This is a genomic window from Rhizobium aureum, assembly GCF_030182495.1.
GTDB classification, from domain to species: Bacteria; Pseudomonadota; Alphaproteobacteria; order Rhizobiales; family Rhizobiaceae; genus Rhizobium; species Rhizobium tropici_C.
The window spans coordinates 1-19,009 of record NZ_JAQJCI010000022.1; the positions used below are offsets into that span (position 1 = coordinate 1).

General features: G+C 59.7%; 16 protein-coding genes. 10 read left to right on the plus strand and 6 right to left on the minus strand.

Annotated features, from left to right (window positions below; genetic code table 11):
• A partial coding sequence (locus PH552_RS29680) for a transposase (RefSeq protein WP_285165947.1) occupies window positions 1–224 on the plus strand: 224 nt, incomplete at its 5' end.
• A gap of 118 nt (window positions 225–342) precedes the next feature.
• Here the strand turns inward: PH552_RS29680 and PH552_RS29685 are convergent.
• Window positions 343–1,518 carry a TIGR02281 family clan AA aspartic protease gene (locus tag PH552_RS29685; protein WP_181592265.1) on the minus strand — a complete coding sequence of 392 codons (1,176 nt, stop codon included), beginning with the start codon at window positions 1,516–1,518 and terminating at the stop codon, window positions 343–345.
• A gap of 177 nt (window positions 1,519–1,695) precedes the next feature.
• The gene (locus tag PH552_RS29690) at window positions 1,696–2,370 is read right to left on the minus strand and encodes an HAD family hydrolase (protein WP_112340013.1); all 675 of its coding nucleotides are present in this window, start codon (window positions 2,368–2,370) and stop codon (window positions 1,696–1,698) included.
• Between the two features lie 196 nt (window positions 2,371–2,566).
• Here PH552_RS29690 and rpiA point away from each other — a divergent pair, with 196 nt between their 5' ends.
• The 5 genes from rpiA (at window position 2,567) to PH552_RS29715 (ending at window position 7,516) form a co-directional block, all read left to right on the plus strand.
• Window positions 2,567–3,268 carry a ribose-5-phosphate isomerase RpiA gene (gene rpiA / locus PH552_RS29695; RefSeq protein WP_112340012.1) on the plus strand — a complete coding sequence of 234 codons (702 nt, stop codon included), beginning with the start codon at window positions 2,567–2,569 and terminating at the stop codon, window positions 3,266–3,268.
• Window positions 3,269–3,281: 13 nt separating this feature from the next.
• The gene (locus tag PH552_RS29700; protein WP_112340011.1) at window positions 3,282–3,839 is read left to right on the plus strand and encodes a DUF2059 domain-containing protein; all 558 of its coding nucleotides are present in this window, start codon (window positions 3,282–3,284) and stop codon (window positions 3,837–3,839) included.
• Between the two features lie 181 nt (window positions 3,840–4,020).
• A complete protein-coding gene (gene gor / locus PH552_RS29705) occupies window positions 4,021–5,406 on the plus strand; it encodes a glutathione-disulfide reductase (RefSeq protein ID WP_112340010.1) in 1,386 nt (461 codons plus the stop codon).
• A 154-nt stretch (window positions 5,407–5,560) separates the two neighbouring features.
• Window positions 5,561–6,934: a class II 3-deoxy-7-phosphoheptulonate synthase gene (locus PH552_RS29710; protein WP_112340009.1), complete on the plus strand. Its 1,374-nt coding sequence runs from the start codon at window positions 5,561–5,563 to the stop codon at window positions 6,932–6,934.
• Window positions 6,935–7,090: 156 nt separating this feature from the next.
• Entirely contained in the window at window positions 7,091–7,516 is a 426-nt protein-coding gene (locus PH552_RS29715; protein WP_112340008.1) for a GFA family protein, read from the plus strand.
• Between the two features lie 2 nt (window positions 7,517–7,518).
• On the opposite strand, the gene PH552_RS29720 is transcribed toward PH552_RS29715, so the two are convergent.
• Window positions 7,519–8,055 carry a DUF1003 domain-containing protein gene (locus PH552_RS29720; protein ID WP_112340027.1) on the minus strand — a complete coding sequence of 179 codons (537 nt, stop codon included), beginning with the start codon at window positions 8,053–8,055 and terminating at the stop codon, window positions 7,519–7,521.
• 92 nt (window positions 8,056–8,147) lie between these two features.
• A complete protein-coding gene (locus PH552_RS29725; RefSeq protein ID WP_113251351.1) occupies window positions 8,148–10,079 on the minus strand; it encodes an LTA synthase family protein in 1,932 nt (643 codons plus the stop codon).
• Between the two features lie 189 nt (window positions 10,080–10,268).
• Between PH552_RS29725 and PH552_RS29730 the strand changes: the two genes are divergently transcribed.
• From PH552_RS29730 to PH552_RS29740, 3 genes are all read left to right on the plus strand, one after another.
• Window positions 10,269–11,948 carry an NAD+ synthase gene (locus tag PH552_RS29730; RefSeq protein ID WP_112340026.1) on the plus strand — a complete coding sequence of 560 codons (1,680 nt, stop codon included), beginning with the start codon at window positions 10,269–10,271 and terminating at the stop codon, window positions 11,946–11,948.
• Between the two features lie 27 nt (window positions 11,949–11,975).
• Entirely contained in the window at window positions 11,976–12,803 is an 828-nt protein-coding gene (locus PH552_RS29735) for a TolB family protein (protein WP_112340006.1), read from the plus strand.
• Window positions 12,804–12,967: 164 nt separating this feature from the next.
• Entirely contained in the window at window positions 12,968–14,719 is a 1,752-nt protein-coding gene (locus tag PH552_RS29740) for an ankyrin repeat domain-containing protein (protein ID WP_112340005.1), read from the plus strand.
• A 38-nt stretch (window positions 14,720–14,757) separates the two neighbouring features.
• Here the strand turns inward: PH552_RS29740 and PH552_RS29745 are convergent, their stop codons facing one another.
• Window positions 14,758–15,510: a hypothetical protein gene (locus tag PH552_RS29745; protein WP_112340004.1), complete on the minus strand. Its 753-nt coding sequence runs from the start codon at window positions 15,508–15,510 to the stop codon at window positions 14,758–14,760.
• Window positions 15,511–15,670: 160 nt separating this feature from the next.
• Complete coding sequence (locus PH552_RS29750; RefSeq protein ID WP_112340025.1) at window positions 15,671–17,947, minus strand: NADP-dependent malic enzyme; 2,277 nt, start codon at window positions 17,945–17,947, stop codon at window positions 15,671–15,673.
• Window positions 17,948–18,176: 229 nt separating this feature from the next.
• Between PH552_RS29750 and PH552_RS29755 the strand changes: the two genes are divergently transcribed.
• Complete coding sequence (locus tag PH552_RS29755) at window positions 18,177–18,932, plus strand: glycerophosphodiester phosphodiesterase family protein (protein WP_162737061.1); 756 nt, start codon at window positions 18,177–18,179, stop codon at window positions 18,930–18,932.
• The last annotated feature ends 77 nt before the right edge of the window (window positions 18,933–19,009 follow it).

The following is a 19,009-nucleotide window of genomic DNA, read 5'->3' on the forward strand; positions in this document are numbered from 1 at the left end:
ACTCGGTTTCGCATATTGTCGGCTTCTTGAAGGGCAAGACGGCCCTTTACGTAGCGAACAAATATGCGCGCAAGCGCCGCTACAAAGGGTATCACTTTTGGGCACGCGGGTATTTCGTATCGACGACGGGCTATAACGAGCAGGTCGTCAGACAATATATCCGTAATCAGGAAAAGGCCGACAAAGCTTCCGACTTTGCCGACCTCTTCAATCGTAGCTACTAAGCGCTAACAATACCGCTTCTAGCGGTTCAAGCGCAGCGTTTCAAACCTCCACCTCTGGTGGAGGTCATGACTTGCCCGTCATATGAGAATGTCACGCGGCGTCAGCGGATAATTCAGTTCAATTCTTTGCCTCGATCCGCCACTCCCGGCTGCCGAAGGTGACGTCGAAGCGCGAGAGGAAGGAACGACCGAGCAGCCCGTCGACTTCCGTGCCGAGCGCTGCGTTGTCGTCGAGAACCACGGCCGTGATATCGCTAGCCTGGACATGCCCGACCTTCACGGTAGTCGCCGTTGTGCGCGTGGCTTGAGAAACGCCGTTTGCCGTTTGAAGAGATATTCCATTGTTGCCGTCGACCGGCAGCTTGGCTCGTGCGGCAAAGGTTTTGCTCACCGCCACGAAGCTTGCGCCGGTGTCGACGATGAACATGCCCTCCGTACCGTTGACCAAGACCTTGGCAAGAATGACGTTCTTGCCCTGCGTCGGAAATCGATCGCTGCCGGTGGCGTAAGTCGAGGCGCATTTGCCCATGGTTTCATAGAGCTTAATGATCCCACGTACGACCGCTGTGTCGTTACGGTCGGGATTGGTGGAAACCCAAAGCTGCAGCGGTCCGATCGCCTCGCAATATTCACCAAGCTCGCGGTAGCTGGCGGAGATTCCCTCGAATACGGCGCTGTTCAGTATCGCGATATTGTCGGTAAGGCCGATAACCGAATAGTAGTCATCAATGGCGTCGCGATATTTCTTGGCATTTTGGCGAATTCGCGCACGCTGGAAATAGAAATCGGGCATTCCCGGTGACATTGCTATCACCTGGTTCGAGACTTTCAGCGCTTCGTCGAAGTCGCTGAGATCGTCCAGAATTTGGGCGGCTGAGCTCAAGGCGATATTCGACGGTTTGCATTTGCTGGAAAAGGCAATGAAGACCTTGGCCGCTTCGCGGCGATAGCCCTGCTTTGCCAGTTCGTCTGCGAATTTGTAGACCGCATTCCAATCACAATGCTCTCGCCGCAACATATCGAGATCGGCTGCCATCGCAGGCCTGCCTGCAACAATGTTCGGCAAAGGCGGGATGTCGAAATGCTCATAGACCGCGGTCAGAGCAGGATCGGGTTTGGCGCCAGCTCCGGTTTCCGTCTCGACGTACCCGATAATACGGTCGCCGTAGATGTAGAACCAAATACCTGCGCATAGTGCAGCGCAGATGATCAGCGTTCGGACAATAGGAGCAAACCACCCTCTGCGGCTTGGCAATCTACCGGCATTACGGTCTTCGGGATCTGCTACGAGCAAGGGGGAGCGCTCCGCTATCGAGTGATCGTCCCGCCTCGACAACATCGCGCAGGGAGCGTTTTCCTCGCGCGGCCGCGATGCTGATCGCAGAACGTCGATAGGTTGTGGCGCAAGCGCGGGAATCGTGCAAGGCCCATTACAACCACGCCATCCGAACCAACAGGGATTTTGGTATTTTCAGGCCGCCAGCAATCCCTCGACCAGTTCCGGCGTTAGCTCGTCATAGTGATAGATGATGCGGTTCGGGCCGAGCGTTTCTACGCCCACGTCGGAATAGCCGAAGGGGACGGCGACCGAAGGTACGCCGGCGTTGCGGGCAACGAGGATATCGTTGATGCTGTCGCCGATCATGACCGTTCGGCCGATATCGCCGCCGGCGCGCTCTACGGTGCCGATCAGATGTTCGGCATGCGGTTTGCGCACGGTGAAGGTGTCCCCGCCGGTGATAGCCTCGAAGTATTGGGTGAGTTCGAGCCGGTCGAGAAGCGTGCGCGCCAGCGATTCCATCTTGTTGGTGCAGACGGCCAGCTTGTAGCCTTTGTTCCGCAGCGTCGTAAGCGCGGCCAGAAGCCCGGGATAGGGCTGGGTGACGCCGGGCATCGTCTCGGAATAATGGGTTATGAAGCGCTGCAGCAGAGCCGGCAATTCTTCGGACGTCAGCGCATAGCCGTGCAGCTTGCAGGCCCGCTCGATCATCACCTGCGCACCATTGCCGACAAGATGCGTCACGTCGTCGTAGCTGACCGGCGGAAGCTCGAGCGCGGCAATCGTATGGTTCAGGCTGACGATAAGGTCCGCATGCGTGTCCAGCAGCGTGCCGTCGAGATCGAATACGACAAGGGGGGATTTCACGAGGAATCGGCCTTTGCAGAGAAAAGAGTGCGTCTTTCGGAGTTAAAAGATCGCGCGGGCAATTGCAACCGAAGCACCCCGGAAGCCCCGGTGAAGAGGGGGCGGGGATTTCTATATCATGCCGTTATTTTGGCTTTCGTTTGGCTGGAGAGCCGTGTAAACAGCAGACCAACGTAACAATGGGAGCAGGTGGCGCATGGACGCCCGCCAGATGAAAATCGAGGCTGCGAGAGCTGCACTCGCTCATGTCGAAAGTGGCATGCGGCTCGGGATCGGCACCGGCACCACGGCGGAGGAATTCGTTCGCCTGCTCGCGGAAAAGGTCGCGGCTGGCCTCTCGATTGAGGGCGTTCCGACGTCTGAAAGGACTGCCAAGCTCTGCAACGAGCTCGGTGTGCCGCTAAAATCGCTGGACGAGCTTCCGGAACTTGATCTGACCATCGATGGGGCCGATGAGCTGGATGGCGCGCTGACGCTGATCAAGGGCGGCGGCGGCGCGCTGCTGCGAGAGAAGATCGTTGCTGCTTCCTCGGCCCGCATGATCGTCATCGCGGATCAAAGCAAGGTCGTCGAGACGCTCGGGGCCTTTCCGTTGCCGATCGAGATCAATCCTTTCGGTCTCGTTTCCACTCGCATCCTCATCGAGAAGGCGGCCTCGCGTCTTGGGCTCTCCGGCGCTCTCAACATGCGCCGCTCGGGCGACAGCCTCTTTATCACCGATGGGGGGCATTACATCGTCGATGCATCTTTCGGCCGCATTCCTGATGCAGAGGCGCTGTCGAGCGAGCTCTATTCGATTCCCGGCGTTGTCGAACACGGGCTCTTTATCCATATGGCGACATTAGCGATCATTGCCGGCCCTGCCGGTGCGCGTACGTTGCAGGCGAACAATACATAGGAGCACTCATCTCATGATCAAACTTGCGGGTCTTGGCCGTCTTGCCGCTGCAACCATCCTTCTTTCGGGCATTGCCTTCGGTTCCGTGAACGCTCAGGAAGTCTCCGAAGATCAGATCAAGGCTGCGCGCGCTGCGATCAACGCTCTCGGCATCACCAACCAGTTCGACAATATTCTGCCTAATCTCGCCGAGCAGCTGAAGAGCACGATGATCCAGGCAAACCCGAATTTCGGTGATGCGATCAACTCGACCGTCGACGCGACCGCTCTGGCGCTTGCTCCGCGTCGTGCCGATCTCGAGCGCGAAGCGGCCGTCACCTATGCCAAGGCCTTCTCTGCCGACGAGCTCAAGGCGATTGCCGATTTCTACAATTCGCCGGCCGGCAAGAAGCTTCTCAAGGATGGTCCGCTCGCCACCCGCGAGCTTTACAAGGCGGCCGACATCTGGAGCCAGGGCATTTCGCGCGATCTCGCAAAGCAGAGCAACGACGCTCTGCAAAAGGTCGTCAAGCAGCCCGTTGCAGCCCCGGACGCCGGTGCCGCCGCAGCGCAGCCCGCGCCGAAGCAGTAAGCAGAAATTCTTGCCCGGCCATTTTCGGCGCGACGTCTTGCGTTGTCGGAATGATCGGTTGGCAATTGCAAATTCGAAGCCCGGGCGAGATCCGGGCTTTTCTTTTTGTATCGCGGCTCCCTATATGAGTGCGAACCCTCAATGATGCTTTTGCGCATGTTCATTTCGACTGGAGCCACCGATGCCTTCGTTTGATTTCGACCTTTTCGTGATTGGCGGCGGCTCCGGCGGCGTGCGCAGCGCGCGGGTCGCGGCCTCATTGGGCAAGAAGGTCGGTATTGCCGAGGAATACCGCTACGGCGGCACCTGCGTCATTCGCGGCTGCGTGCCGAAAAAGCTGTTCGTCTACGCCTCGCAATATAGCGAGCATTTCGAGGATGCAGCCGGTTTCGGCTGGACGGTCGGCGAAAGCACATTCGACTGGAAAAAGCTGATCGAGGCGAAGGACAAGGAGATCGCCCGGCTTGAGGGGCTTTATCGCAAGGGGCTCGACAACGCCAAGGCCGAAATCTTCGATACCCGCGCCGAGCTGGTGGACACTCATACGATCAAGCTTTTGAAGACCGGCCAGACCGTCACTGCGGAAACCATCGTCATCGCCACGGGCGGCCGGCCGAACCTGCATACCGCCCTGCCGGGGCATGAGCTTTGCATCTCCTCCAACGAGGCTTTCCATCTCAAAGAATTGCCGAAGTCGATCCTGATTGCCGGCGGCGGCTATATCGCCGTCGAGTTCGCCAATATCTTCCATGGTCTCGGCGTCGACACGACATTGATCTATCGCGGTGCCGAGATCCTTTCGCGCTTCGATCAGGACCTGCGCAAGGGTCTTCACGAGGCGATGGAGGAAAAGGGCATCCGCATTCTCTGCCATGACATCATCGAGAACGTCGAGAAGGCAGAGGGCAGGCTCAGCGTTCGGACGAAGAACGATAAGCTCCTGACGGTCGATACTGTCATGCTGGCGCTCGGCCGTACGCCGAATACCGAAAATCTCGGGCTTAAGGCTGCTGGCGTCGCGATTAACGAGCAGGGCGCCGTTATCGTCGACGAATATTCGCGTACTTCCGTTGCGAATATCTATGCGCTCGGCGACGTCACCGACCGGGTACAGCTGACACCCGTGGCGATCCACGAGGCCATGTGCTTCATCGAGACCGTCTACAAGAACAATCCCACCCGCCCGGATCACGAGCTGATCCCGACGGCGGTCTTTTCGCAGCCGGAGATCGGCACGGTCGGCCTGACAGAGGAAGACGCCGCAAAGCGTTATCCGGAACTGGAAGTCTACCGCGCGCAGTTCCGGCCGATGAAGGCGACGCTTTCGGGCCGCAGCGAGAAGATGATCATGAAACTGATCGTCAATGCCGCCGACCGCAAGGTGATTGGCGCGCACATTCTCGGCCACGATGCCGGCGAGATGGCGCAGCTTCTTGGCATTCCCATAAAGGCCGGCTGCACCAAGGATGATTTCGACCGCACCATGGCCGTGCATCCGACGGCGGCGGAAGAATTGGTGACGATGTATTCGCCGAGCTATCGCATTCGCAACGGCGAGCGCGTGTAACGCGCCCGTTTTCACGCAAATATCGGCTGCACCACAAAAGATCAGCACAGTAGTTTGCCTGCCTATGCAAGGGGGCGGCAAAGGTTTATAAGCGCGCGTTATTTACGACGACGGCACGCCCGGCGGAGACCGGGCGCACAAGCAGGTGAGTGAGATGGCACAGAATTGGACACCGAACAGTTGGCGGCAGAAACCGATCCAGCAGGTGCCGGATTTTCCGGACAAGGCAGCGCTTGCAGATACGGAAGCGCAGCTTGCAAGCTATCCTCCGCTCGTTTTTGCCGGTGAAGCTCGTCGTTTGAAGGCACATCTTGCCAATGTCGCGGAGGGCAACGGTTTTCTGCTGCAGGGCGGCGATTGTGCCGAAAGCTTCGCGGAACACGGCGCCGATACGATCCGCGACTTCTTCCGCGCCTTCCTGCAGATGGCTGTCGTGCTGACGTTCGGCGCGCAGCTGCCGGTCGTCAAGGTCGGCCGCATCGCCGGCCAGTTCGCCAAGCCGCGGTCTTCGAACATCGAAACGCAGAACGGCGTTTCGCTGCCGAGCTATCGCGGCGACATCATCAACGGCATCGACTTCACCGAAGAAGCGCGCATTCCCAATCCGGAACGTCAGTTGATGGCTTACCGCCAGTCTGCCGCGACGCTGAACCTGCTGCGCGCTTTCGCCATGGGCGGTTATGCCAACCTGGAAAACGTGCAGAAATGGATGCTCGGCTTCGTCAAGGACAGCCCGCAGGGCGAGCGTTACCGCAAGCTCGCCGATCGCATCGGCGAGACCATGGATTTCATGCGCGCGATCGGCATCACCGCCGAGAGCAATGCGAGCCTGCGCGAAACCGATTTCTTCACCAGCCACGAAGCGCTGCTGCTCGGCTATGAAGAAGCGTTCACGCGTGTCGATTCCACGACCGGCGACTGGTACGCCACCTCGGGCCACATGCTCTGGATCGGCGATCGTACGCGCCAGGCCGACCATGCCCATGTCGAGTATTTCCGCGGCATCAAGAACCCGATCGGTCTGAAATGCGGTCCTTCGCTGCAGGCGGACGATCTGCTTAATCTGATCGACATTCTGAACCCGCAGAACGAAGCCGGTCGCCTGACGCTGATCTGCCGCTTTGGCCACGACAAGGTTGCCGACAACCTGCCGCGCCTCATTCGCGCTGTCGAGAAGGAAGGCCGCAAGGTCGTCTGGTCCTGCGATCCGATGCACGGCAACACGATCACGCTCAACAATTACAAGACGCGTCCGTTCGAACGCATCCTGTCGGAAGTGGAAAGCTTCTTCCAGATCCATCGCGCCGAGGGCACGCATCCGGGCGGCATCCATATCGAGATGACCGGCAAGGACGTGACCGAATGCACGGGTGGCGCCCGCGCTGTCGGCGCCGAAGACCTGCAGGATCGCTACCATACGCATTGCGACCCGCGCCTCAATGCCGACCAGGCGCTCGAGCTTGCCTTCCTGCTCGCCGAGCGGATGAAGGGCGGCCGTGACGAAAAGCGCATGCGCGCGCACGGCTGAGCGAACGCAGGGCCGATATTCATCAGACGGGCCGGCCTATCGCCGGCCCGTCTGCTTTTGTGGCCGGCGGATCAATTCGGTTGAATGACGCTTCATTTCTTTGAGATTGACCCGAAGATCGTTCTCGGGAAGGCTTCTCGAAAAAGAGGAGCGACCATGACAGACGAACACAGCGGAGCCTGTCTTTGCGGCGGCGTGCGTTTCAAAACACGCGGCGAATTGCGTGAGGTGGTGGCCTGCCATTGTTCGCAGTGCCGCAAGCAGACCGGGCTTTATTATGCCGCGACCAACGTGCCGATCGCCAACCTTACGATCGAAGGGGAAGACGCGATCACCTGGTATCGCGCCAGCACATTCGCCCGCCGCGGCTTCTGCAAGACCTGCGGCTCGGCCCTGTTTTGGGCGGCGGATGACGTCGACGAAATATCGATCATGGCAGGGCTGTTCGATCAGCCGAGCGATCTGAAGCTGGCCTATCACATCTACTGCGCCGACAAGGGCGACTATTATGAGATCGGCGATGGACTGCCGCAGTATCGGCAGGGACGGCCCGGATTGCTGACGGCCGGCCCGTCCGACTGACCTCAGATTCCGCTTTTCTCGGCAACCAGCTTGCTCAGCTTGGCGATGTCTTCGCGCACGACCGCAAGCTCCGTCAGCACATGCATATCGATCTTCTGATGCAAGGATAGCACTTCCAGTTCCGCCTTGAGATTGACTTCATAGTCCTTGGCGGCTTCGAAGCGGTCGCGTTCGGCCTGGCGGTTCTGCGACATCATGATGATCGGCGCCTGGATGGCGGCGAGCATGGAGAGGACGAGGTTCAGGAAGATGAAGGGGTAGGGGTCGAAGGCCCGCGTGGCGAGAACAATGGTGTTGACGATGCACCAGAACGCCAGGAACACCAGAAAGGCGATGATAAAGGACCAGGAGCCGCCGACACGGGCAATGCCGTCCGCCAGGCGCTGCCCCGTGGACGCTTCCGCCGAGAGGGCCGCGTTGATATCGGTGGATATGATTTTTCGTTCATGCGCCTTCTTGAGAACGCGTTTTTCGATGTCACCGAGCTCGTCGGCCGTTTTGTCGAAATGCAGATGAATGAAATTAGGCAGGCTGTGCATGGCAAGCTCCGGCATCCTGAATGGCGTTGAACGCAACTATTCGACCAACATGCAAAAATGCAACGACGGAAGAGCTTTAATCAACAATAGGTCTAGCTGTTCTCTTGGCCGATCAGTTGCGCATGTGACGGGAAGAAGCGTTCCAAACCCTGCTGCCGGCCGAACATCATGTCGAATTGCAGATAGCGGTACTCGCGTATGATCGGATCGATATCCTGCTCCTTGCGCGCCCAATCGGGGAAAGCCTGATTGTCGCGTGTAGCCAGTTGGTAGCGGTCGACGATGCTGTATTTCTTCTGAACGCGGCCGAGGAAGCCCGTGTAGAAAGGATGCTCGTAACCCGCCGTTTTCAACAGCTGGTAGGGGAGCTGCGACGGACTGATGGTGCCGATGTCCGCACGGAGGCCCTTCTTGCTCGACCAGATGACCAGCGGCGTCTCGTGTTCCTTCCTCATGACATCGAGCGGAGCTTTCCGGGCTGCCACCTGCTGCGGCATGTAGCCTGTGTTCGGATAGACAATGCCGAGCGGCGGCAGATGATCGCCCCAGAGAACGATGATCGTTTCGCGGTCGCGTCTTTCGGCCCAGTCCATCAGCATTCTCAGGCTGCCATCGGCTTCACGCACGCCCTGTGCATAGGTGGCGAGCGTTTCGCGGTCGTCTTCGCTCAGATTGCCGTCGATATGAACGGTATTCTCAGCATAGCGGTTGGCTTCGTAAGGCCCATGTCCCTGCAAGGTGACTGCGAAAAAGAAGAATGGGCGTTCGGCCGCGTCTCCCTCGCGCATGATCTCCTTCATAAGGGAATCGTCGGCGGCGAACATGCCGCGCTTGTCCATGGTCGGCAGGGTTTCCTCGGTGTGGAACTCCTCGAAGCCGAAGGCGCGATAGACCTCATTGCGGTTCCAGAACCAGCCGCTGAAGGGATGAAGCGCGCGTGCCGTATAGCCTTCGCCGCGGAAGAAGTTGGCAAGCGACGGCAGCGGCCGGCGCACATATTGCTGATAGGGAATGCTGCCATAGGGGAGGAAGGCGTTGGAAAAGCCCGTCAGCGCTTCGAACTCGACATTGGCGGTCATGCCGCCAAATTCCGGCGAGAAGACATTGCCCGATTGTCTGGCGCGGATGGTCGGTATCGGATCGGGCGTGAAGGTGACGTTGGAAAGTCGGGTCGGATCCCAAAGGGACTCGCTCATCAGCATGATGACGTCGGGCTTTTCGCGCGGGCCGGAAAGATAGCCGTAGTTCCGCGCCGGTATCGCATCGATCGCATTGGGTCCGTAACCGACCGGTGACTTGACGTCGGCCATCGGCAGGTTGAGCGCGAAGGCGATGACGAAGCCATTGTGATTATAGTTTTCGGTCTGATCCCAGACGATCGGAATGATACCCAGTTTTTCCCGGATGAAGGAATATTGCGTCGGATCCATCTGCGAGACAAACAGCGCCGCAAATGGCAGGCAGACCGAAAGCCGCCCCATGCGCTCTCGACGGGAAAGTGCGGCCGCGTGCTTCCAGACATAGCGCCCGAGCAGGGCTGTGGCAGCCAGGCCGACGACGATGCCGATGCCAAGCCCCACGGCGGCCCAGGGACGATCACGCACCATGACGGGCATAAGCTCCACAATCTGCCGGGCAAACAGGAAATCGGACGGATAGAGCGGATCGGATAGAAAGTGCTGCTTCTGGCTGGAGATGAAGGCGGGAACGAGCAGCAGAGGTGTGACAACCAGGGCCGACAAATGCGCGCGCCCGGCAAGAGCATCGAGGATCAGCATCGCCAGCATGACGAGGCCGATCGTGGCGAGGCCGGGGCGGGACGGCGACATGAGATAAAGCCAGACCGGCGTAAGCTCGCCGCGTGCGATCCATTCGACTGCCACGACGAGGGATAAGGAGAAAAGCAGGGTCAGCAGGAGGCTCAGAAGCAGGCGCAGAGCTGCGGACTTTTGTCTCGCTGCGCCGATCTTCTGGAAAAGGGCAAGCCTGCCCGCGAGGGCGGACTCAATGACCAGTGCGACCAATGCCGTCTCCAAATGCTAAAAGCTCTTCATATAATTGTCATGCTTCTGTCATGAACGACGGATGAACTGCAAGGCAGGCTTAGTATTTTTCCGTGTAGGAACACGGCCTATGCGCGTTTCGCGATCTTTGATGCCTGCGGGCGGCGGAAGTCGGTTGCGGAAGGAGGATGCCATCGCTAAATGTATGGCATGACAGAGCAAAGCCCGATCACCCACACCATCCGCATCGCCGTCGCGCAGCTCAATCCGACGGTCGGTGACGTCTTCGGCAATCTCGCCAAGGCGCGCGAGGCACGCGCCGAAGCGGCGCGCGAAGGCGCGCAGATCGTCCTGCTGACAGAGTTGTTCATTTCCGGCTATCCGCCGGAAGATCTCGTGCTGAAGCCGGCCTTCATCCGCGCCTGCTGGAAAGCAGTGGAAGCTCTCGCTGCAGATACCGCCGACGGCGGACCGGGCGTGATCATCGGCTTTCCCCGGCAGGACGAAACCGGCCGCTACAATTCGATTGCCGTGCTCGACGGCGGGAAGGTAATCGCGGTCCGTGACAAGGTAGACCTGCCCAATTATGGCGAGTTCGATGAAAAGCGTGTCTTCGACCAAGGTGCCATGCCAGGGCCGGTCAATTTCCGCGGCGTGCGGCTGGGTATCCCGATCTGCGAGGATATATGGGGCGAGCTCGGCGTCTGCGAGACACTGGCTGAGAGCGGTGCGGAAATCCTTCTGTCGCCGAACGGTTCGCCCTATTATCGCGGCAAGGTCGATGTGCGTCATCAGGTGGTGCTGAAGCAGGTTATCGAGACGGGCCTGCCGATGATCTATGCCGCTCAGCTCGGCGGCCAGGATGAGCTGGTTTTCGATGGCGCAAGCTTCGGTTTCAACGCAGACAAGACTCTGGCTTTCCAGATGAGTCAGTTCGAAACTGCCCTGGCGGTCACCACCTGGAAGAAGAATGGCGATGGCTGGCATTGCGCCGAAGGTCCGATGGCGCATATCCCGGAAGGCGAGGAGGCCGATTATCGCGCCTGCCTGCTGGGTTTCCGCGACTATGTGAACAAGAACGGCTTCAAGTCGGTCGTGCTCGGCCTCTCCGGTGGCATCGACTCGGCGATCTGTGCCGCGATTGCCGTCGATGCATTGGGCGAGGAGCGCGTGCGCACCGTCATGCTGCCCTATCGCTATACCTCGCAGGATTCCTTGAAGGATGCGGCCGATTGCGCCAGGGCGCTTGGCTGCCGTTACGATATCGTGCCGATCGAGGATCCCGTCACCGGCTTCACCTCGGCTCTGTCCGATCTCTTCGAAGGCACAGAAAGCGGCATTACGGAGGAAAACCTGCAGAGCCGCGCCCGCGGCACCATTCTGATGGCGATCTCCAACAAGTTCGGTTCGATGGTGGTGACGACAGGCAACAAGTCGGAAATGTCCGTTGGCTACGCCACGCTCTATGGCGACATGAACGGCGGCTTCAACCCGATCAAGGATCTTTACAAGATGCAGGTCTATGCGCTGTCGCGCTGGCGCAACCTGCATGTGCCGCCGGGTGCGCTCGGTCCGTCAGGTGAGGTTATCCCTTACAACATCATCGACAAGGCGCCTTCCGCCGAGCTGAGGCCGAACCAGACCGACCAGGATTCGCTTCCGCCCTATCCGGTGCTTGACGATATCCTCGAATGCCTCGTGGAAAAGGAAATGTCGGTCGAGGAGATCGTGGCGCGCGGCCATGATGTCGCGACCGTGCATCGCGTCGAACACCTGCTCTATCTCGCGGAATACAAGCGCCGCCAGTCGGCGCCGGGCGTGAAGATCACCAAGAAGAATTTCGGTCGCGATCGCCGCTATCCGATCACCAACCGGTTCCGCGATCGCTGATCGCACGCTGGCACAGGAAGAGGATGAATGCGCAGCTCGGTCGAGATCTACAACATCCGCAGGGGTGAAAATCGCGTCGTCTGGCAGACGGACGAGCTTGTCGAGGCGCCCAACTATGCGCCCGACGGACGCTATCTGCTGCTGAACGGCGACGGATTGCTTTATCGATTGCCGCTGGATGGCAGCGGTGACGTTGTCCGCGTCGATACCGGCTTTGCGACGCGGTGCAACAACGACCACGGGATTTCGCCTGACGGCTCGTTGATTGCCATTTCCGACAAGACCGAACATGGCAAGTCCTGCATCTATGTTCTGCCGGCCGAGGGCGGCGCGCCGAGGCAGGTCACGACCAATCTGCCGTCCTACTGGCACGGATGGTCGCCGGATGGACAGCGTTTTTCCTATTGCGGCATCCGCAACGACGTCTTCGATATCTATACGATCTCGATCGATGGCGGCGAAGAGACGCGCCTGACGCATGGCGAGGGCCGCAATGACGGGCCGGATTTCTCCGCCGACGGGCAATGGATCTATTTCAATTCGAGCCGTACCGGCCTGATGCAGATCTGGCGCATCCATCCAGACGGCACCGGCCTGCAGCAGGTGACCCACGACAATTACGGCAACTGGTTCGCGCATCCATCGCCTAAGAACGACAAGGTCGTGCTGATCTCCTACGATCCCGATGTATTCGATCATCCGCGCGATCTGAATGTCCGCATGCGGCTGATGGACATGGATGGCGGCAATATCACGACGCTGTTCGAGCTCTTCGGCGGGCAGGGATCGATCAACGTGCCGAACTGGTCACCGGATGGTGATTCCTTCGCCTATGTGCGATACGAGCCGGCCTGAGCTCTGGACAGATTGCAACCGGCGCTATAGATCTGGATGCGTTCGCAGGGCGCATCCGATCCGCGGGAAGGGCAGAGCCCACCTGATGCATGTAAAATGAGACTGCCACACCTCTTTTCAGTCTGTGGGCGCGGATACCGGACGTAAATGGAAGGAGGTCTATCGTGACCACGCGCTCTTTGGCGAGCACAGCCACTCTCGATTCCCTGAAAAAGCAGGCCAAGTCTTTCCTCAAGGCCGTACAGGCCGGCGATGTTGCGGCACGCGGCCGCGTTGCACCCTATTTTGCCGACATAGCCAGCGTCGGGCTCCAGGACATTCAGATGGTCCTTGCCCGCGAATTCGGCTTTTCGAGCTGGACCAAACTCAAGGTGCATCTGGAGAATGGCGATCGAAAGCGTGTTTCGCCCGATCAGCTCGCCAACCGCTTCCTGTCGCTGGCAACAGTTTCCTATTTTGCCGATATACCGGCCGATCCTGCACGCTTCGATGAGGCGCTGGAGCTCCTGGAAGCGAATCCTGGGATTGCCGGAGACAGTATCCATGTCGCTGCCGCGCTTGGCGATGCCGACGGCATAGCTCGCTGGCTCGATCGGCAGCCGCAGCTTCTCGATCGCAAGGGCGGGCCGCATGATCTAACGCCGCTGATGTGCGCCGCCTATGCCCGCGTGCCGGGTCGTTCCAGCTTGCCGGCAGCCCGCGAACTGGTCAGGCGCGGGGCTGACGTCAATGCTTTCTTCCTCGATGGCGGACAGTACCGATTCACTGTGTTGACAGGCGTCTTCGGCGAGGGCGAGGCGGGAAAGGATCGCCAGCCTCCGCATCCGGATTGTGAGGCTTTCGCACGGCTTTTGCTTGATGCAGGCGCCGAAGCCAATGACAGCCAGGCGCTCTACAACCGCATGTTCGAGCCCGATGACACGTGCCTGAAGCTGCTGCTGGAATACGGCTTGTCGGCGACGGATACCAACAATTGGCTGGTGCGCGAGGACGGCAGATTTGTTGCGAACTCGCAGACCGTTTTCGATTATCAGCTCGCATGGGCGCTGGAACATCGCATGAGTAACCGGGTGCGCCTGCTGGTGGAAAATGGTGCCGATGTCGCCAAGGTCGTGAATGGTAGAACACCCTTCGAGTGGGCTCGCCTTGGCGGTGACCGTGAGTTGGCGATGTATCTAGTGCGCAAGGGGGCTGTGGCAGTTCGCCTGAAGCCTGAGGATTGGGCCTACATTCAAGTAAAGGCCGAGGATATCGACGCCGAGCAGATCAAGAAAATTTTCCAGCAAATGCCTGGCGGGCGCAATCTCGATATAGCAGCTGCAATGCACAGGGCTCACCCCGCCATGCTGCACGATGCTGCTGGCGAAAACAACCTTGAAGCTGTCCGCCGGATGCTGGCTTTAGGTCTCGACGTCAACGCGATGACCAGCCGCACGCCGCTGCATGAAGCGGCGCTACATGGCCATATTGAGATGGCGAAACTGCTGATCGAGCATGGCGCCGATACCACCATTCGCGATCCCCACTTTTACGCACCGGCGATCGGCTGGGCGAACTACAATGGCAAGCTGGACATGGTCGAGTTTCTGAAGACCTATCCGCTCGATATCTTCGCGGCCGCTGCCTTCGGGCAACTCGATCAGCTTGCCGAACATCTCGCCAAACATCCCGAAGTGAGAGATCTCCGCTTTGGTGATCTCCACCCTCGCGGCCAACCTTTCGACCGCGATTGGATGACGCCTCTCGGCTTTGCCATCGTTAACGGGCGCGCCGATGCCGTGCGCCTCCTGTTGGAGCATGGTGCGGATCGGTCGGTCAGGGACGCATCCGGACGGTCCTATCGTGATCTCGCGGAGGAAGAAGGAGACGACGTCATTATCTCGCTGTTACGTCAGCGCGGAATTGGCAGACAATAAATAGATGAAGCGGGTGGCCATGCAAAACGCCCGCCTGCTTATTGCGCCGGCTGAGGGCCGGCTGCCTTCGGATGCTTCAGGTCGATGCTGCCTTGGTCGGTCGCGAGAAATTGCGGCCCGACCTGACGGACCTTTTTTTCGGAGGGATCGTAGGGCCGGTCCGGCGGAAACTGCTGCGGCGCGGCTTGTGTCACCACCGGCGCTTTTGCTGCGGGGGCCTGCTTGTGCTCCAGGCTGGAGTCCTTCTGAAGCCTTGGCGTTTCGATGACGGTGATGGAGCTGTCGGGCTGCGCCAGGGACTGCTGATTTGGTGCGTAGGCATTCAGCTTCGTGTGGGTATCGATGACGATATCCGGCGTTGCCGAAGCCGGCAGGCTGCAGCCATTCCGCTGCATCGCATCCAACAACTGCCGGCGCTGCATGGCGACGGCATCGACGCGGCCGACGCTTTCCTCGCGTCGATCCATCAGCGTCGCAAGATCATCCCGCATCTGATTCAAGGACATTCGCATGTCGTCGCAGGCGCCCTGATTGTTTTCCTCGCCGAATGGCGCGTCATCATCCTCGACGCAGCCTTGCCTACGCAAATCGCTCATCGTCCGGCGGATCAATAGGTTCTGCTGCACGATGGCGCGCGAGAGCTGGCGTGTTTCCTGGCTCGCGCCGATCACGTCATCGATGTCTGTATAGCGGCCGCGCAATTCATCGCAGAAATTCACTTGTGCGAGGCTCGGCGTGGCCGTCAGCAGGGATAGCAGGGCAAAGGAAACTAGATGGGTGCCGCGATTCACGGTTCTGCTCTCGAAAGCGGTTTGAAGTCGCTGAAGATTACATGGTGTAGCTTAACAACGTATCCATGAAAACGCATGGATTTCGAGAGGATTTTCATGAAATTATAGCTCGCAGCCGCCCGATGACGGCTGCGAGAATTCTTACCTGGAGCATCTGGCGTTAGACGAGCTGGGATGCCTCGACCACGGCCAGAGCCGCCATGTTGACCACGCCGCGGGAGGTGACCGACGGCGAGAGAATATGGGCCGGAAGCGCGGTGCCGAGCAGGATCGGGCCGACATGCAGGCCGTCGGTCATGGTCTTGACCACGCCGAGCGTGATATTGGCGGCATCGAGGTTCGGGAAAACGAGCAGGTTGGCCTCGCCGGAAAGCGTGCTGTCCGGCATGACGTGGCGGCGCAGGCTTTCGGAGATGGCGCTGTCGCCATGCATTTCGCCGTCGACTTCCAGTTCCGGCGCGGCCGCGCGAACGAGCGCCAGCGCATCGCGCATCTTGGTGGCGCTTTCCGATTCCCGCGAGCCGAAGTTGGAATGCGAAACGAGAGCGGCACGCGGCTCTATGCCGAAACGCTTGATTTCTTCCGCTGCCAGGATGGCCGATTCCGCGATTTCCTCGGCGGTCGGATTAAACGTCACATAGGTATCGGTGTAGAAGGTGGCGCCGCGCTGCGAGATGAGCAGGCTCAGTGCCGAAAAATCCCGAACGTCCGGCCGCTTGCCGATGATCTGCCGGACGATGCGCAGATGGCGCTCATAACGGCCTTCCAGGCCGCAGATCAGCGCGTCGGCTTCGCCGCGCTTCAGGGCAAGCGCGCCGATCACCGTTGCGTTGGTGCGAACGATCGTGCGTGCAGCCTCGGGGATGACGCCGGCGCGGCCGACGAGCGAGAAATAGAGATCGACATATTCGCGGAAGCGCGGATCGTCTTCCGGATTGATGACGGCAAAATCGGTATGTGGACGGATCTTCAGGCCGTAGCGCTTCAGTCGGGTTTCGATGACCGACGGGCGGCCAATGAGGATCGGGACGGCAGTGCCTTCCTCGAGTAGGACCTGGGCTGCGCGCAGCACCCGCTCGTCTTCACCTTCGGAGAATACGACGCGCTTGCGCTCGGCAACCTTCGCAGCGGCGAAGATCGGCTTCATGACGAAGCCTGAGCGGAAGACGAAGCGGTTGAGTTCGTCCATATAGGCGTCGAAATCGGTGATCGGACGCAGTGCCACGCCACTGTCGGCGGCGGCCTTCGCCACGGCCGGCGCGATGCGCAGGATCAGGCGTGGATCGAAGGGCGAGGGGATCAGGTAGTTGGGTCCGAAGACCGGCGTTTCGCCGGAATAAGCGCGCGCGGCAACATCGGAAGGCTCTTCGCGGGCAAGTGCGGCGATGGCGCGCACGGCCGCCATCTTCATCTCTTCGTTGATCGTCTTGGCCCCGCAATCGAGCGCGCCGCGGAAGATATAGGGGAAGCAGAGGACGTTGTTGACCTGGTTCGGGAAATCCGAGCGGCCGGTGCAGATCATCGCGTCGGGTCGGGCGGCGCGGGCGAGATCCGGCATGATTTCCGGCGTCGGGTTGGCTAGCGCCATGATCAGCGGCTTTTCGGCCATCTGCGCCAGGAGTTCAGGCTTCAGCACGCCGGCTGCCGACAGGCCGAGGAAGACGTCGGCGCCTGGGATGGATTCGGCCAGCACACGCTTGTCGCTGTCCTGGGCGTAAACGGACTTCCACTCGTCCATCAGGACGTTGCGGTCCTTGTAGACCAGGCCCTCGATGTCGTGGACCCAGATGTTTTCGCGTTTGGCGCCGAGAATGACGAGCAGGTTGAGGCAGGCGAGGGCAGCGGCACCTGCGCCTGAGGCGACGATCTTGACCTCTTCGATCTTCTTGCCGGCCAGTTCCAGTCCGTTGAGGATGGCGGCGGCGACGATGATGGCCGTGCCGTGCTGATCGTCGTGGAAAACCGGGATTTCCATCTTCTCGCGCAAACGGCGCTCGACGTCGAAGCATTCAGGCGCCTTGATGTCTTCGAGATTGATGCCGCCGAAGGTCGGCTCGAGCGCCGAAACGGTATTGACCATCTCATCGACCGTCGGCGCTGCGATTTCGATGTCGAAGACGTCGATGCCGGCGAATTTCTTGAAGAGGACGGCCTTGCCTTCCATGACCGGCTTGGACGCGAGCGGGCCGATATTGCCGAGACCGAGCACTGCGGAGCCGTTCGAGACCACGGCCACGAGATTGGCGCGGGACGTATAGTCGGCAGCCATCTCGGGATTGTCGCGGATGGCGATGCAGGGGGCGGCGACCCCAGGAGAATAGGCAAGCGCCAGATCGCGCTGATTACCCAGCGGCTTTGTGGCTTGAATTTCAAGCTTGCCGGGGCGGGGATAGCGATGGAAATAAAGCGCCTGATCGTCGAAATTGCCGCTCGGCATGTTCTTGGCTGCTTTCGAAGTGTCGTTCGTATCCAACTCGCGTCTCCATTTCCTGCCTGCGCTAGAGCCCCCTCCATACATCAATCGCTTCGCCTTCACAGTATGCAATTGATGCTCCCGCGCGTTTTTGTCGTGGCAAAGCACGGATTGCCGCAGGTCGCGCCACGGCAGCCGCGTCATCAGGAGTTCACTACCGCGGCCTATGACGTTCTCACGCGGAGATTTTCTCATGACTTTGATTGCTTCCCATCGCGGTGGTGCCCATCTGTGGCCCGAAAACACCAGGCTCGCCTTTTCGGAGACCGCCAAGCTCGACATCGATCTCGTCGAATTCGACGTCCATCAGACCCGGGACGGCAAGCTCGTCGTTCACCACGACGCGCTGATCGACCGGATGACGGACGGTAAGGGTGCGATTGCCGATTTCAGCTATGCGAAGCTGATGCGCCATATCGTGATCGGAAGTGGCGGCGAAACCATCCCGACGCTGATGGAAACCATGGAGATCTTCGGACCGTCCGCCGTCGACCTCCGGCTGGAGATCAAGACCAAGGCGGATGGTTCGCCCTATGAGGGCATGGAAGCCCGAATTGTCGATGAGCTGCGAGTGACGGGCATGCTGACGCGCACCATGGTGACGAGTTTCGCTTTGCCGCGCCTGGAGGCCTTTGCCGTGGCGCTTGATGAACGCGGCTGGAATGTCGGCGAACTGCTCGGCTTCATCTTCCTCTGTTCGCCCCAGGCTGCCGCACAGCTGGGCTGGAATGGGATCATGGCGGCTCTGCGCAGCTCTGGAGTGCGGGAGATCGCAATCCGCGCCGATGCGCTGGATGCAGAGATCGTGGAGTTTTTCCGCAAGGGCGGCATGAAGGTACATGGATGGGCCGCACATACCGAGGAGGCGGCGCGCGCCATGTTTCGCCTTGGTGTCGCCAGCTTTACAAGCGACCGTCCAGACCTTGCAATCACGGCCAGACGCGGCTGATCCGTCTCGATTAGGCGGCAGACACAGGGTTTGTCATCTTCCTGAAACACGAGTCTGGTTTTGGAATAGCCAAGGTA